Source organism: Streptomyces sp. NPDC059247 (assembly GCF_042754005.1).
In the GTDB taxonomy this organism is placed as follows: domain Bacteria; phylum Actinomycetota; class Actinomycetes; order Streptomycetales; family Streptomycetaceae; genus Streptomyces.
The window spans coordinates 1-13,421 of the sequence record NZ_JBHYZW010000014.1 but is presented as its reverse complement, the minus strand read 5'-3'; the positions used below and the strand labels follow the sequence as shown (position 1 = coordinate 13,421).

The 13,421-nt window shown below is 73.1% G+C and carries 13 protein-coding genes and 1 pseudogene; 11 read left to right on the top strand and 3 right to left on the bottom strand.

Annotation, left to right across the window (positions count from 1 at the left end):
- Positions 1 to 9: 9 nt before the first annotated feature.
- The 9 genes from ACFXGN_RS23295 (at position 10) to ACFXGN_RS23255 (ending at position 9,728) form a co-directional block, all read left to right on the top strand.
- A complete protein-coding gene (locus ACFXGN_RS23295) occupies positions 10 to 933 on the top strand; it encodes an ABC transporter permease (protein ID WP_384862380.1) in 924 nt (307 codons plus the stop codon).
- Positions 926 to 1,912 (top strand): ABC transporter permease, encoded by a 987-nt coding sequence (locus tag ACFXGN_RS23290; protein WP_384862377.1) that lies wholly within the window; start codon positions 926 to 928, stop codon positions 1,910 to 1,912. Before ACFXGN_RS23295 ends, ACFXGN_RS23290 begins: the two co-directional genes overlap by 8 nt.
- A 6-nt stretch (positions 1,913 to 1,918) precedes the next feature.
- A complete protein-coding gene (locus ACFXGN_RS23285; protein WP_384862375.1) occupies positions 1,919 to 2,902 on the top strand; it encodes an ABC transporter ATP-binding protein in 984 nt (327 codons plus the stop codon).
- Positions 2,895 to 4,013 carry an ABC transporter ATP-binding protein gene (locus ACFXGN_RS23280; RefSeq protein ID WP_384862372.1) on the top strand — a complete coding sequence of 373 codons (1,119 nt, stop codon included), beginning with the start codon at positions 2,895 to 2,897 and terminating at the stop codon, positions 4,011 to 4,013. Before ACFXGN_RS23285 ends, ACFXGN_RS23280 begins: the two co-directional genes overlap by 8 nt.
- Positions 4,014 to 4,193: 180 nt before the next feature.
- On the top strand, positions 4,194 to 5,129 hold the full coding sequence (locus tag ACFXGN_RS23275) for a hypothetical protein (protein WP_384862369.1): 936 nt from the start codon (positions 4,194 to 4,196) through the stop codon (positions 5,127 to 5,129).
- Between the two features lie 609 nt (positions 5,130 to 5,738).
- A complete protein-coding gene (locus ACFXGN_RS23270; protein WP_188270068.1) occupies positions 5,739 to 5,933 on the top strand; it encodes a hypothetical protein in 195 nt (64 codons plus the stop codon).
- Between the two features lie 51 nt (positions 5,934 to 5,984).
- Positions 5,985 to 6,875, top strand: coding sequence for an N-acetyl-1-D-myo-inositol-2-amino-2-deoxy-alpha-D-glucopyranoside deacetylase (mshB, locus tag ACFXGN_RS23265; protein WP_384862366.1), 891 nt, complete (start codon positions 5,985 to 5,987; stop codon positions 6,873 to 6,875).
- A complete protein-coding gene (locus tag ACFXGN_RS23260) occupies positions 6,872 to 7,246 on the top strand; it encodes a DUF6113 family protein (RefSeq protein WP_384862364.1) in 375 nt (124 codons plus the stop codon). Before mshB ends, ACFXGN_RS23260 begins: the two co-directional genes overlap by 4 nt.
- A gap of 364 nt (positions 7,247 to 7,610) precedes the next feature.
- The gene (locus ACFXGN_RS23255; protein ID WP_384862361.1) at positions 7,611 to 9,728 is read left to right on the top strand and encodes a hypothetical protein; all 2,118 of its coding nucleotides are present in this window, start codon (positions 7,611 to 7,613) and stop codon (positions 9,726 to 9,728) included.
- A gap of 79 nt (positions 9,729 to 9,807) precedes the next feature.
- Here ACFXGN_RS23255 and ACFXGN_RS23250 read toward each other — a convergent pair whose 3' ends face one another.
- Together ACFXGN_RS23250 and ACFXGN_RS23245 are read right to left on the bottom strand one after the other, a co-directional pair.
- On the bottom strand, positions 9,808 to 10,653 hold the full coding sequence (locus tag ACFXGN_RS23250) for a tetratricopeptide repeat protein (protein ID WP_384862358.1): 846 nt from the start codon (positions 10,651 to 10,653) through the stop codon (positions 9,808 to 9,810).
- Complete coding sequence (locus tag ACFXGN_RS23245; protein ID WP_384862355.1) at positions 10,650 to 11,651, bottom strand: GNAT family N-acetyltransferase; 1,002 nt, start codon at positions 11,649 to 11,651, stop codon at positions 10,650 to 10,652. The genes ACFXGN_RS23250 and ACFXGN_RS23245 overlap by 4 nt, the downstream gene beginning before the upstream one ends.
- 112 nt (positions 11,652 to 11,763) lie before the next feature.
- Here ACFXGN_RS23245 and fdxA point away from each other — a divergent pair, with 112 nt between their 5' ends.
- Both fdxA and dapC read left to right on the top strand, forming a co-directional pair.
- Positions 11,764 to 12,084, top strand: a complete 321-nt coding sequence (gene fdxA / locus ACFXGN_RS23240) for a ferredoxin (protein WP_351792596.1) — start codon at positions 11,764 to 11,766, stop codon at positions 12,082 to 12,084.
- Positions 12,085 to 12,169: 85 nt separating this feature from the next.
- Entirely contained in the window at positions 12,170 to 13,267 is a 1,098-nt protein-coding gene (gene dapC, locus ACFXGN_RS23235) for a succinyldiaminopimelate transaminase (protein ID WP_384862352.1), read from the top strand.
- 47 nt (positions 13,268 to 13,314) lie between these two features.
- Here the strand turns inward: dapC and ACFXGN_RS23230 are convergent.
- Positions 13,315 to 13,421 (bottom strand): annotated as a pseudogene (locus ACFXGN_RS23230) (ABC transporter ATP-binding protein); the annotation flags it as partial.

Here is a 13,421-nt window from a genome sequence, read left to right as displayed (position 1 = left end):
GAGCCCCTCATGGGTCGATACGTGATCCGGCGACTGCTGCAGATGATCCCGGTCTTCTTCGGCGCCACGCTGCTGATCTTCCTGATGGTGAACGTGATGGGCGACCCCATCGCCGGACTGTGCGGCGACCGCCAGTGCGACCCGGCGACCGCGGCCCAGCTCAAGAAGGAGTTCGGTCTCGACAAGCCCGTCTGGCAGCAATACCTGACCTACATGGGCAACGTCTTCACCGGCGACTTCGGCACGGCCTTCAACGGCCAGGAGGTCACCGAGCTGATGGCGAACGCCTTCCCGGTCACCATCCGCCTCACCCTCGTCGCCATCTTCTTCGAGGTCGTCATCGGCATCAGCCTCGGCGTCCTCACCGGCCTCAAGCGCGGCCGGCCCGTCGACACCACCGTGCTGCTGCTGACCCTCGTCGTCATCTCCGTCCCGACCTTCGTCACCGGACTGCTGCTCCAGCTCCTCCTGGGCGTCAAATGGGGCTGGATCAAACCGGCCGTCTCCTCCGGAGCCCCGCTCGACGAACTGATCGTCCCCGGACTCGTCCTCGCCTCGGTCTCCCTCGCGTACGTCACCCGGCTCACCCGCACCTCGATCGCCGAGAACAAGCGCGCCGACTACGTCCGCACCGCCGTCGCCAAGGGCCTGCCACGCCACCGGGTCATCACCCGCCACCTGCTGCGCAACAGCCTCATCCCCGTGGTGACCTTCATCGGCACCGATGTCGGCGCGCTCATGGGCGGGGCCATCGTCACCGAACGGATCTTCAACATCCACGGCGTCGGCTACCAGCTCTACCAGGGCATCCTCCGCCAGAACACCCAGACCGTCGTGGGCTTCGTGACCGTCCTCGTCCTGGTCTTCCTGGTGGCGAACCTGCTCGTCGACCTCCTGTACGCCGTCCTTGACCCGAGGATCCGCTATGCCTGAGCAGCCTCAGCCGTTCGACGACGGCCGCGCGATCGACCACACCGGCGCCGGAGGAGCGTCCGACCTCGCGACGGCCGAAGGAGAGACACTGGAGAAGACCCCGGGCGGCCCCGAAGGGACCGGCCCCGACCGCACACCCCGCTCGCTCTGGTCCGACGCCTGGCACGACCTGCGCCGCAACCCCGTCTTCATCGTCTCCGGCCTGATCATCGTCTTCCTGGTCGTCATCGCGATCTGGCCGCAGCTCATCGCCGACGGCAACCCGCTCGACTGCGACCTCGCCAAGGCCCAGGAAGGCTCCCAGCCCGGCCACCCCTTCGGCTTCAACGGCCAGGGCTGCGACGTCTACACCCGCACGGTCTACGGGGCCAGGGCCTCCGTGCAGGTCGGCCTCTTCGCCACCCTCGGCGTCACCCTCCTCGGCTCCGTCCTCGGCGGCCTCGCCGGCTTCTACGGCGGCGGCTGGGACGGCGTCCTCTCCCGGATCACCGACGTCTTCTTCGCCATCCCCGTCGTCCTCGGCGGCCTCGTCCTCCTCTCCGTCGTCAGCGACAACAGCGTCTGGCCCGTCATCGGCTTCATGGTCCTGCTCGGCTGGCCGCAGCTCTCCCGCATCGCCCGCGGCTCCGTCATCACCGCCAAACAGAACGACTACGTCCAGGCCGCCCGCGCGCTCGGCGCCTCCAACTCCCGGATGCTGCTCCGGCACATCGCGCCCAACGCCCTCGCGCCCGTCATCGTCGTCGCGACCATCGCCCTCGGCACGTACATCGCGCTCGAAGCGACGCTCTCCTTCCTCGGCGTCGGCCTCAAGCCCCCCACCGTCTCCTGGGGCATCGACATCTCCTCGGCCGCCGCCTACGTGCGCAACGCACCGCACATGCTGCTCTGGCCCTCCGGCGCCCTCGCCATCACCGTGCTCGCCTTCATCATGCTCGGCGACGCCGTCCGCGACGCCCTCGACCCCAAGCTGAGGTAGGGACCCATGCTGCTCGAAGTGCGCGACCTGCACGTGGAGTTCCACACCCGGGACGGAGTCGCCAAGGCGGTCAACGGCGTCGACTACTCCGTCGACGCGGGGGAGACCCTCGCCGTGCTCGGCGAGTCCGGCTCCGGCAAGTCCGTCACCGCCCAGGCCGTCATGGGCATCCTCGACATCCCCCCGGGCCGGATCACCCGGGGCGAGATCCTCTTCCAGGGCCAGGACCTGCTGAAGCTCAAGGAGGAGGAGCGGCGCAGGATCAGGGGCGCCAAGATGGCGATGGTCTTCCAGGACGCGCTGTCCTCCCTCAACCCCGTCATCAGCGTCGGCGACCAGCTCGGCGAGATGTTCCAGGTCCACCGGGGCATGTCGCGCAAGGACTCCAGGGCCAGGGCGATCGAGCTGATGGACCGGGTCCGCATCCCCGCCGCCAAGGAACGCGTCGGCCAGTACCCCCACCAGTTCTCCGGCGGGATGCGCCAGCGCATCATGATCGCCATGGCGCTCGCCCTCGAACCCGAGCTGATCATCGCCGACGAGCCCACCACCGCCCTCGACGTCACCGTCCAGGCCCAGGTCATGGACCTGCTCGCCGAGCTCCAGCGCGAACTCAACATGGGCCTCATCCTCATCACCCACGACCTCGGCGTCGTCGCCGACGTCGCCGACAGGATCGCCGTCATGTACGCGGGCCGGATCGTCGAACGCGCCCCCGTCCACGAGATCTACAAGGCCCCCGCCCACCCCTACACCAAGGGCCTCCTCGAATCGATCCCCCGCCTCGACCAGAAGGGCCGGGAGCTCTACGCGATCAAGGGCCTGCCGCCCAACCTGCTGGACATCCCGCCCGGCTGCGCCTTCAACCCGCGCTGTCCGATGGCCCGGGACCGCTGCCGTACCGACGTGCCCCCGCTGTACGAGGTGACCGAGTCCCCCGTGCCGCGCGCCAGCGCCTGCCACTTCTGGAAGGAGTGCCTCCATGGCTGAGGCCATCCTCGAAGTCCGGGACCTCCACAAGCACTACCCGCTGACCCGGGGCATCCTCTTCAAGAAGCAGGTCGGCGCGGTCAAGGCCGTCGACGGCGTCGACTTCGACCTCGCCGCCGGAGAGACCCTCGGCATCGTCGGCGAGTCCGGCTGCGGGAAGTCGACCGTCGCGAAGATGCTGGTCAACCTGGAACAGCCGTCGTCCGGCACCATCCGCTACAAGGGCGAGGACCTCGCCACCCTCTCCCCGCGCGCCCTCAAGGCCGTCCGCCGCAACATCCAGATGGTCTTCCAGGACCCGTACACCTCGCTCAACCCGCGCATGACCGTCGGCGACATCATCGGCGAGCCGTACGAGATCCACCCCGAGGTCGCCCCCAAGGGGGACCGCCGCCGCAAGGTCCAGGACCTCCTCGACGTCGTCGGCCTCAACCCCGAGTACATCAACCGCTACCCGCACCAGTTCTCCGGCGGCCAGCGCCAGCGCATCGGCATCGCCCGGGGACTCGCGCTCCAGCCCGAGATCATCGTCGCCGACGAACCGGTCTCCGCCCTCGACGTCTCCGTCCAGGCCCAGGTCGTCAACCTCCTGGAGAAGCTCCAGTCCGAGTTCTCCCTCTCGTACGTGTTCATCGCCCACGACCTGTCGATCGTCCGGCACATCTCCGACCGCGTCGGCGTCATGTACCTCGGGCGGATCGTCGAGATCGGCAGCGACGCCCAGATCTACGACCACCCCACCCACCCCTACACCCAGGCGCTGCTCTCCGCCGTCCCCGTCCCCGACCCCGACGCCCGCGCCCACCGCGAACGCATCATCCTCAGCGGCGACGTCCCCTCCCCGGCGAACGTCCCCTCCGGCTGCCGCTTCCGCACCCGCTGCTGGAAGGCCCAGGAACGCTGCTCCCTGGAGATCCCCGAACTGGCCGTCCCCGCCGTCTTCCGCCTCGTCGACAGCCCGGCCAAGCACGACTCGGCCTGCCACTTCGCCGAGGAGAAGCAGGTCGTCCCGCCGGAGAACGGCACCACCGACGGCACGCCCCCCGACCCGGCCCGACCCCGGCCCGACCAGAGCGGACCGGCCCCGGAAACCGGCCCCGGCCCGACCTGACCCCGGCCCGACCGGGCCGGACCGGGGGCAGGAAACGGCCCCGGCCCGCCGGAGCGCGTACGGCCGTACGGGCGCCACGGGCCCGCCGGAACGGCCGTGCCGCACCGGCCGGCCACCCTTCGCGCACGGGTTCCCCGGAACCGCTTGTGCCCGGCCGTGGCAACCGTGAGTATCGGGTCCGTGACTGTGACACGCCCGGCACGCCTCACCGGCGCCGCGCTCTGCGCCGCCCTCACCCTCCTCGCCACCATATGGGTGCTCAAGGACCTCGCCGCCCTCGGTTCCCCCGCCGACCTGGCGTGGTACTGGGCCGGGGACCACCACTTCCTCATCCGGGGACGCTCCGCCACCTCCCTCGCCGACCCCGTCCTCCTCCTCGTCTCCGCCGTCACCGCCGTCGCCTCGATCCGCTCCCGGCACGCCGCCTCCGCCCTCGCCGCGACCGGCTCCGCCACCCTCGCCGTACGGCTCCCCGGCCTCTGGTCGCACGACAGCGGCGTCCTCGTCACCGCCCTGCTCGCCCTCGCCCTCGCCGCCGGACTCCTCGCCGTCGCCACCGTCGGCCGCCGCCGGGCCGCCGGGCACGAGCAGCTCCCCACCCGCCCCCGCACCGGCCCCGCCGTCGCCGCCGGAACCCTCCTCGCCGTCGCCGCGCTCGCCCTGGCCGCCTGGGAGCTGTACTGGGCCTCCCAACTGCCCCTGGAGATCACCGTCGACCGGTTCACCGGCGGCCGGTCCGTCCTCAAGGCGGCCCTCGCCCCGCCGCCCGCCTGGCTCTCCCTCGTCCTCGTCGCCCTCTACGGCACGGCCGCCGTCGCCGCCCTCACCCGCGCCCGGCACGCCCGCGCCCTCGGGCTGCTCGCCGGGACGTTCCTCGCCCTCGGCGGCCTCGCCGAGACCGCCAGGACCGTCCGCTACGAACTCGTCGGCCACTTCGCCGACATCCCCACCGCCGACCGCCTCGCCGTCCTCACCGCCGCCTACGGGCTGCTCGCCGGAGCCGCCGTCCTCGCCCTCCTCGCCGGGCGCGGCGCCCCCGCCCCGCCGCCCGCACCCCACCCCTCGTACCGGACCGCGCCCCCGGCCCCGCCGTACCCCCCGCCGCCCGGCTGGTGAAGCGGACCGCGCGACGAGCGGCCGGTCCGCGTCGGGAGGCCACCGGAAACCCGCTCCCGTCCCCTCTTTCCGGGGGCGATGAATTCGGCCAATCCCCAGGAGCCGTACGGGGCTTCCGGAACGGCCGGTTCCCGGTCGCGGGAACCGGCCGCCCCGACCGCCCGAGGGGTCCCCTCCGTCACGCGCGCCGCAGGACGTGCGCCACCGGCCGCCCGTCCGGCGGGGGACGGGGGGCCACCACCGGACGAGGACCCGGAGCCGGTGGGACCGGTCGGCGCCCGGACCGGACCGGACGAGGACCACGCGCTCCCCGCCGGGCGCGACCGGGGAACCGCGCGGAACCCCCCGCGCGAAGCGCCGGGTCCTGGTGTGCCGACGGGGGAGGAAGAGCCCGTCGGGGGAGTCGGCGGGCGGCTGCGGAGGCACGGTCGAACGGCCGAAAGTAGCGCTGTGCGCCCCCCTCGTGCCTCCGTCCGCCGACCGATGCGATGGCACGGATAGTTATGATCCGTAGCGCTAGGTGGGTATGTACCCGGCTGGCACATGCGCCTGGCCCGAACCGTTCGAATACTCAAACGTCTGACCGAAGAAGTGTGGAGGTGAACCGCCGTGGCACTCTCGATCTCCGTGGTGGTGCTGATGGCGATCGTCGTCTTCCTTCTGATCCGGAAATCCGGGCTGAAGGCCGGACACGCGGCGGTCTGCGCACTCCTGGGTTTCTACCTGGCCAGCTCGTCCCTCGCTCCTTCCATCAGCACCCTCACCACCAATGTGGCGGGCATGATCGGGGGCCTCAAGTTCTGAGCCGACCCACGTCCTGACCTTTCTCCGGCCCGGACCTCGTAGGGTGGGGACATGTCCGATCTCCCCGCCCGCCGTCTGCTGCTCGTGCACGCGCACCCGGACGACGAGTCGATCAACAACGGCGTCACCATGGCCAGGTACGCGGCCGAGGGCGCCCTCGTCACCCTCGTCACCTGCACCCTCGGCGAGGAGGGCGAGGTCATCCCGCCCGGTCTCGCCCATCTGGCGCCCGACCGGGAGGACCGGCTCGGTCCGCACCGCGCCGACGAACTGGCCGACGCGATGAAGGAACTGGGCGTCACCGACCACCGGTTCCTCGGCGGCCCCGGCCGCTTCCGCGACTCCGGGATGATGGGCGCCGAACAGAACCGGCGCGCCCACGCGTTCTGGAACACCGACGTCGACACCGCCGCCCCCCACCTCGTCGAGGTGATCAGGGAGACCCGCCCGCAGGTCCTCGTCACCTACGACCCCGACGGCGGCTACGGCCACCCCGACCACATCCAGGCGCACCGGGTCGCCACCCGCGCCGCCGAACTCGCCGCCGACCCGGCCTTCCGCCCCGACCTCGGCCCGGCCCACGCCATCGCCAAGATCTACTGGAACCGCGTCCCGCGCCCGGTCGCCGAGGCGGGGTTCGCCCGGCTGCGCGCCGAGGGCTCCGTCTTCCCCGCCGACGCCACGATCGGCGACGTGCCCGGAGTCGTCGAGGACGACCGGATCACCGCCGCGATCGGGGCGGGCCCCGAGCTGACCGCCCGCAAGAGCGCGGCGATGGCCGCGCACCTCACCCAAGTCGCCGTGGACGGGCCGTTCTTCGCCCTCTCCAACGACCTGGGCCAGCCCCTCTTCACCACCGAGTACTACGAACTGGCGCACGGTGTCCCCGGGGCCCCCGCCGGAACCCGCGAGACGGACCTCTTCGCGGGGGTGACCGCGTGAACGCCCCCGTCGCCTCCCCGGTCTCCCGCAACGCCCGGTTCGCCTGGTACGCGGGCCTCGCCGTCCTCGGACTGCTCGTCGGCGCGGCGGGCGCGCTCGTCCAGGCCGCCTGGTTCCCCGGCGGTCTGCTCCTCGGCCTCCTCGCCACCGCCGGTCTCTTCTACGGCGGGCTGCGCGCCACCGGCACCCAGACCGGCGTCGCCGCGGGCGGCGCCGGCTGGCTCGTCGCGGTGATCCTGCTCAGCTTCGGACGCCCCGAGGGCGACGGGGTGTTCGGCGGCGGAGTCGGCGAGCTGCTGTTCCTCTTCGGGGGCATGGCCGTCGCTGTGATGTGCACCACGCTGTCCCGGCTGCCGCGTCCGACGGCGTGAACAGGCCGACTTGACCCCCTGACCGCCTGACTTCGGCCGGATTGACCGTCGTACGTCCCCCAGGGGTCGGGTATGTGACGGCGGCGGCCAGTATGGTGGTGCGCGCCGCCGAACCGCCCGGGACAACACGAGCATCAGCAAGAGCGGGCGGTGGAGCCAACCGGGAGATCCTGCTTTGAGTCGTGAAACTGGTCGAGAGACTGACAGCCCGTCCTCCGGCGCCCAGGGGCGCGGTGGAGCCGCGTACCCCTCGGGTACCCCGCCGTACGGATCCCGTCAGTATCCGTCGCTCCATCCCACGCAGGACGCGGCGGAGGAGACCGCCGCGTCCGCGCCGCCCGAGGAGCCCAAGACCGAGACGACCTTGACGACCCGCATCCGGATCAACATCCCGGGGTCGCGTCCGATCCCGCCGGTCGTGGTCCGCAAGACGGTCAACGAGGCGCCCGCGCCGGAACCGGCGGCCGAGCCCGCTCCCGCCGTGGAGCCGGAGCCCGAGCCGACGGCGGCCCCCGAGCCGCCGCGCGCCGAGGAACCGAAGGCCAAGGAGCCCAGCGACTGGTTCGCCCCCCGCAAGGCGGCGCCCCAGGCCCCGGCCGCCACCCCGGCAGCCGCTCCCGCCGCTCCCGCCCCGGCCCAGGCCCCGAGGCCCGCTCCGGGCCCCCTCGGGCCAGACACCCAAGGCACGGGCTTCGCGGGCTCGGCGACCTCCGGCGTCCCGACGGTCGGCAGCACCCCGTCGAGCCGCCCGGTCACCTCCGGCCTCCCGACCCCGGGCAACCCGCTGTACGACAGCGGCACCCCGGCCGGGGGAACCCCGCTGTACGACGGCACCCCGGCCGGAGGCACCCCCGTGTACGGCGGGACCCCGCCGGGGGGCACGCCCCTGTACGACGGGACCCCGGCGGGCGGTACGCCGCTGTACGACGGCGCTCCCGCGTACGAGGGCGTCCCCGCGTACGACGGGACCCCGGCCGGAGGCACCCCCGTGTATGGGGGCACTCCGGCGGGAGGGACCCCGACGTACGACGGGACCCCGCCGGGCGGTACGCCGATGTACGACGGCACCCCCGCGTACGACGGCACCCCCGCGGGGGGAACCCCGGTGTACGGCGGGACGCCCGCGCAGTCCGGTCCCGCGGCCCCCACCGGCCCCACCACCGGGCCGGTCACCGGTACCGCCTCGCTGGGCGTCCCCGGCACCGCCCCCTTCCCGGGCGGCCAGGGCCAGGGCGCGGCCTCCCCGTTCCCCACCGCCCCCGGCGGCACCGCCCCGCGCCTCTCCGACGACACCGCGATCCTGACCCCGCAGATCCCCGCACCGGTGCCGGGCACCGGCCAGGGCACCGGCCCCGGCCAGGGCGGCGGCGCGGGCCGGGTCTCCGGGGACACGCTCACCAGCGGCATCCCGGTCGTCCCGCCGAAGGCGGCCCGGCCGAACCTCACCCCGCGCATCGAGGAGACGGCGGCCCCCGCCCCCGCCCCGGCCCCCGCGCCCGCCCCGCGCCCGGCGGCGTCCGCCGCACCGGCGAAGAAGGGCCGCTCCAAGCTGGTCCTCCTCGCCGTCGCCGCCCTCGGCCTCGCGGGGGTCGCCTACGGCGCCGGACTGCTGCTCAACCACTCCGACGTGCCCAAGGGCACCACGGTCCTCGGGGTGGACATCGGCGGCGGTACGAAGGAGGAGGCCGTCAACACGCTGGAGGCGGCCCTGGGCAAGCGGGCCCGCACCCCGCTCCAGCTCGACATCGGCGGCAGCAAGGTCCAGCTCGCCCCGGACAAGGCGGGCCTGGCGCTGGACAGCCAGGAGACCGTCAGGGGCGCCGCGGGCAGCGACTACAACCCGGTGTCGGTGATCGGCTCCCTCTTCGGCGGCGAGCGGGTCGCCAGCCCGGTCCTCCCCGTCGACGAGGAGAAGCTCGCGGTCGCGCTGACCGACCTCGCGGGCTCGGCCGCCTCGGCGACCGACGGCACGATCCTCTTCTCCCCCGGCAAGGTCACCCCGGTCGAGGGCAAGCCCGGCAAGGGCCTCGACGTGCGGCTCTCGATGATCTCTGTGAGGGACGCGTTCCGCGCCCAGGTGGAGACCGGCCGGTCCACGGTGGTCGTGCTGCCGGTCACGGTCCGTCAGCCGAGCATCTCCAAGGCGGAGCTGGACCGGGCCATGCGGGAGTTCGCCGAGCCCGCCATGTCCGACCGCATCACGATCATCGCGGGCGGCAAGCAGATCCAGTTCGGCCCGACGCGCTCGCTGCCGCAGATCCTCTCGATGAAGGCCATCGAGGGGCGTCTGGTCGAGGTCTACGACAAGAAGGCGATCGAGCGGCTCCTCGACGGCGCCTTCGACGGGGTCATGATCACCAAGGGCGACGGGACCAAGCACCAGGTGTCCGCCGACGACGTGGCCTTCGTGATGCGGGACGCCCTCCTCGGCAGGACGAAGGCGGAGCGGACGAAGACGATCGACCTCAGCGGCGAGGGCTGACGGTCCCTCCGTGAGCCGCCCCCGAGTCCCCGTCCGACCCCTGTCGGCCGGGGACTCGGCGCGTACGGCCCGGGGGCCTTCAGTTGAGCCGGGCGCGGGCCGCGCGGGCGCGCAGCCGGATCGTGGCGGCGGCCTCGGGGTCGACCGCGTCCATCACTCGCGCGTACGTCTCCATCTCGGCCGCCCCGGTGAGGAAGTCGCCGCGCCGGACGAGCAGCTCGGCGCGTTCCTGACGGAGGCGGGCCGGGTGGGAGGGCAGCAGCAGGGCGAGCTCCACCGCCCACAGGGCGACGTCGGAGCGTTCGGGGCGGGGGGCCGCCCAGGCGCGGATGTTGTTGAGGACGCGCAGCGCGATCGCGCCGGGTTCGGCGGGCCGCAGCATCGAGCGGTCGAGGGCCTCGCCGGTCGCACCGGCCACCAGGAGTTCGGCGTCGGTCCCGGTCATGGCCCGGCCGCCCGCGAACGGGTCGGCGAGGTCCAGATCGGCCGGGTCGCCGAAGCCCACCACGAAGTGGCCGGGAAGCCCGAGCCCGTACACGGGGGCACCGGCCCGCCGGGCGACCTCCATCCAGACCACGGACAGCAGGATCGGCAGTCCGCGGTGGCGCCGGAGCACCTCGTGGAGCAGGGAGGACTCCAGCCGCTGGTAGTCGGCGGGGACGCCGACGAAGCCCTCGCGTCCGCCGAGGAGCCCGGCGAGGGTGCCGGTCCAGTCGCCGGTGACCCGGGTCGCGTACGGGACGAGCCCGGCGAGGCGGTCGAGTTCGATCTCGGCCTCGTTCAGGTCGTGCCGGGTCACGGAGGGGTCGGCGACCGCCCCGATCAGCAGGCAGAGCCGGGCCAGGTCGGGCCGTTCGGAGCGGGCCTCCTCGGCGAACTCCCGCCGCCAGTCCGGCGGGTCCTGCGGGGACGCGTCCGGCGTCACGCCGCCGCCCACCGGTAGTGGTGGTAGTGGTGGTGGGGGGCGAAGCCGAGCCCGTCGTAGAGGGCGCGCGCCCCGTCGTTGTCCGCCTCCACCTGGAGCCAGGCGGCCGACGCGCCCTCGTCGAGGGCCTGTCGGGCGAGGGCGGCCATGACGGCGGTCGCCAGCCCCCGGCGCCGCTGCTCCGGATCGACCTCGACGGCCATGAACCCGGCCCAGCGTCCGTCGACGACGCACCGGCCGATGGCCGCGGGCACCTCGCCGGGGCCGGGCACGGACGCGAACCAGGTGCTGGGGCCCGAGGCGAGGACCGCGCGCACCGCGGGCCCCGGCTCGCCGGAGCGCTGGTAACGGCGGAGCCAGGGGTCGTCGACGGCGCGGGAGAGACGGACGGCGGAGACGTCGGCGTCGAGGTCGCCGATCGGGGCGAGGGCCCCGGTCCGCACCTCGGCGGAGACCTCGCGGCGCCAGCCGAGCCGGTCGAGTGCGGCGCAGAGCATCTCCTGGGTGCCCTCGGCGCCGGTGGCGGTCTGGACGTACGCGGGGAGCTCCCGGGCCGCGTACCAGGCGCGTGCGTGCTCCAGGGCCTCCTCCACGGGCCGCCCGGGGTCGCCCAGCGGGAGCAGGGAGTTGGCGCGGCGGGTGAATCCGTCGGCGGCCCGCAGGGTCCACTCGCCGAGGGCCTCGCTCTCGACCGGCTGCCAGGCGCGCGCGGTGGCCCGCGCGAGTTCGGCGAAGGTGGCGGAGGGGCCCCGGCGGCGGGCCGGGGCGGCGGGGACGAGCTTCCCGGCGACCAGCGAGGATTCCGCGATCCGGACGCTCTCGCCGCTCTTTCGTGTGACCAGCAGCACAGCGTCGTCCCATGATGTGAGAACCCCGACCGCGTCGGTGAACCTGGCGCCCGCCTCGGGCTCCTCCGTCACGTACCGAACGGAGACACGTTTTCCCACGTCAATGCTGGTAATTCGGACCTCTAGACGTCCACCGCCGGTGAATTCCACAGCTTCTCCGCCCCTCCTGTTCGGATCGCCCCCGAGAACGGAGATACTAGGTGCGGGCATCGACGACGCCGCGCTCCCGCGCAGACCAGCCCTATCGAGGAGGAACGACAGCGTGACCTACGTCATCGCGCAGCCTTGTGTCGACGTGAAGGACAAGGCGTGCATCGAGGAGTGCCCCGTCGACTGCATCTACGAGGGCAAGCGGTCCTTGTACATCCACCCGGACGAATGCGTCGACTGCGGGGCCTGTGAGCCGGTCTGCCCGGTCGAGGCGATCTTCTACGAGGACGACACCCCGGAGGAGTGGAAGGAGTACTACAAGGCGAACGTCGAGTTCTTCGACGAGCTCGGTTCGCCCGGTGGCGCCTCCAAGCTCGGTGAGATCGAGCGGGACCACCCCTTCATCGCCGCCCTGCCGCCGCAGAACGGCTGATCGACCGCATCCGGTCCCGTACGGCGTCGGCCGCCGTGCGGGACCGAGGCGTTTCTCCGTACGTACAGGAAGTGAGAGCGAACCCGTGAGCGCAGTCTCTTCGCGCCTGCCCGTCTTCCCCTGGGACAAGCTGGAGCCGTACAAGAAGACGGCCCTGGCGCACCCGGACGGGATCGTGGACCTGTCGGTGGGCACACCCGTCGACCCGGTTCCCGCGCTGATCCAGGAGGCTCTGGTGGCGGCGGCGGACTCGCCGGGCTATCCGACGGTGTGGGGCACGAAGGAGCTGCGGGACGCGCTGACCGGCTGGTGCGGCCGTCGGCTCGGCGCGGTGGGCCTCGTCCACGAGAACGTGCTGCCGGTGGTCGGCTCCAAGGAACTGGTGGCGTGGCTGCCGACGCAGCTGGGACTCGGTGCCGGGGACGAGGTCGCGTACCCGCGCCTCGCCTACCCGACGTACGAGGTCGGCGCGCGGCTCTGCGGCGCGACGCCCGTCGTCTACGACGACCCGGTGGCCGATCTGGACCCGGCCCGGGTCAGGCTGCTCTGGCTCAACTCCCCGTCCAACCCGACCGGGAAGGTCCTCGGCAAGGAGGAGCTGACCCGGATCGTGGCCTGGGCGCGCGAGCACGGCGTGCTGGTCTTCTCCGACGAGTGCTACCTGGAACTGGGCTGGGAGGCCGAGCCGGTCTCCGTCCTGCACCCGGACGTCTGCGGTGGCTCGTACGAGGGGATCGTCGCCGTCCACTCGCTGTCCAAGCGCTCCAACCTGGCCGGATACCGGGCGGCGTTCGCCGCCGGTGACGCGGCGGTGCTCGGCGAGCTGCTCCAGATCCGCAAGCACGGCGGCATGATGACGGCGGCCCCGGTGCAGGCGGCGACGGTGGCGGCGCTCGGTGACGACGCGCACGTGGCCGAGCAGCGGGAGCGGTACGCGGCCCGGCGGGCGGCGCTGCGGACGGCGCTTGAGGCGCACGGCTTCCGGATCGAGCACAGCGAGGCGAGCCTGTACCTGTGGGCGAGCCGGGACGAGCCGTGCTGGGACACCGTGGCGTACCTGGCGGAGAAGGGCGTCCTGGTGGCGCCCGGCGACTTCTACGGCGAGGCGGGGGAGCGGTTCGTGCGGGTCGCGTTCACGGCGACGGACGAGCGGGTGGCGGCGGCCGTCGAGCGGCTGGGCTGACCCGGGGGGACACCGCGCGCCGCCGGGCCCCCCGGAGGCGCCGGTCCTCCGGAATGCCGAGGCCCGAGGGCCCGGTCTTCCTCCGACCAGGAGACCTCGTCCACCAGAGCACGTCCGTCGCGGACCACGGATACGTCCACCAGCTCCAGTACAT

What these genes read in the sequence shown, in the direction of transcription:
- ACFXGN_RS23295 (WP_384862380.1), top strand. Translation starts at nt 10, where the DNA reads ATGGGTCGATACGTGATCCGGCGACTGCTGCAGATGATCCCGGTCTTC.
- ACFXGN_RS23290 (WP_384862377.1), top strand. Translation starts at nt 926, where the DNA reads ATGCCTGAGCAGCCTCAGCCGTTCGACGACGGCCGCGCGATCGACCAC.
- ACFXGN_RS23285 (WP_384862375.1), top strand. Translation starts at nt 1,919, where the DNA reads ATGCTGCTCGAAGTGCGCGACCTGCACGTGGAGTTCCACACCCGGGAC.
- ACFXGN_RS23280 (WP_384862372.1), top strand. Translation starts at nt 2,895, where the DNA reads ATGGCTGAGGCCATCCTCGAAGTCCGGGACCTCCACAAGCACTACCCG.
- mshB (WP_384862366.1), top strand. Translation starts at nt 5,985, where the DNA reads ATGTCCGATCTCCCCGCCCGCCGTCTGCTGCTCGTGCACGCGCACCCG.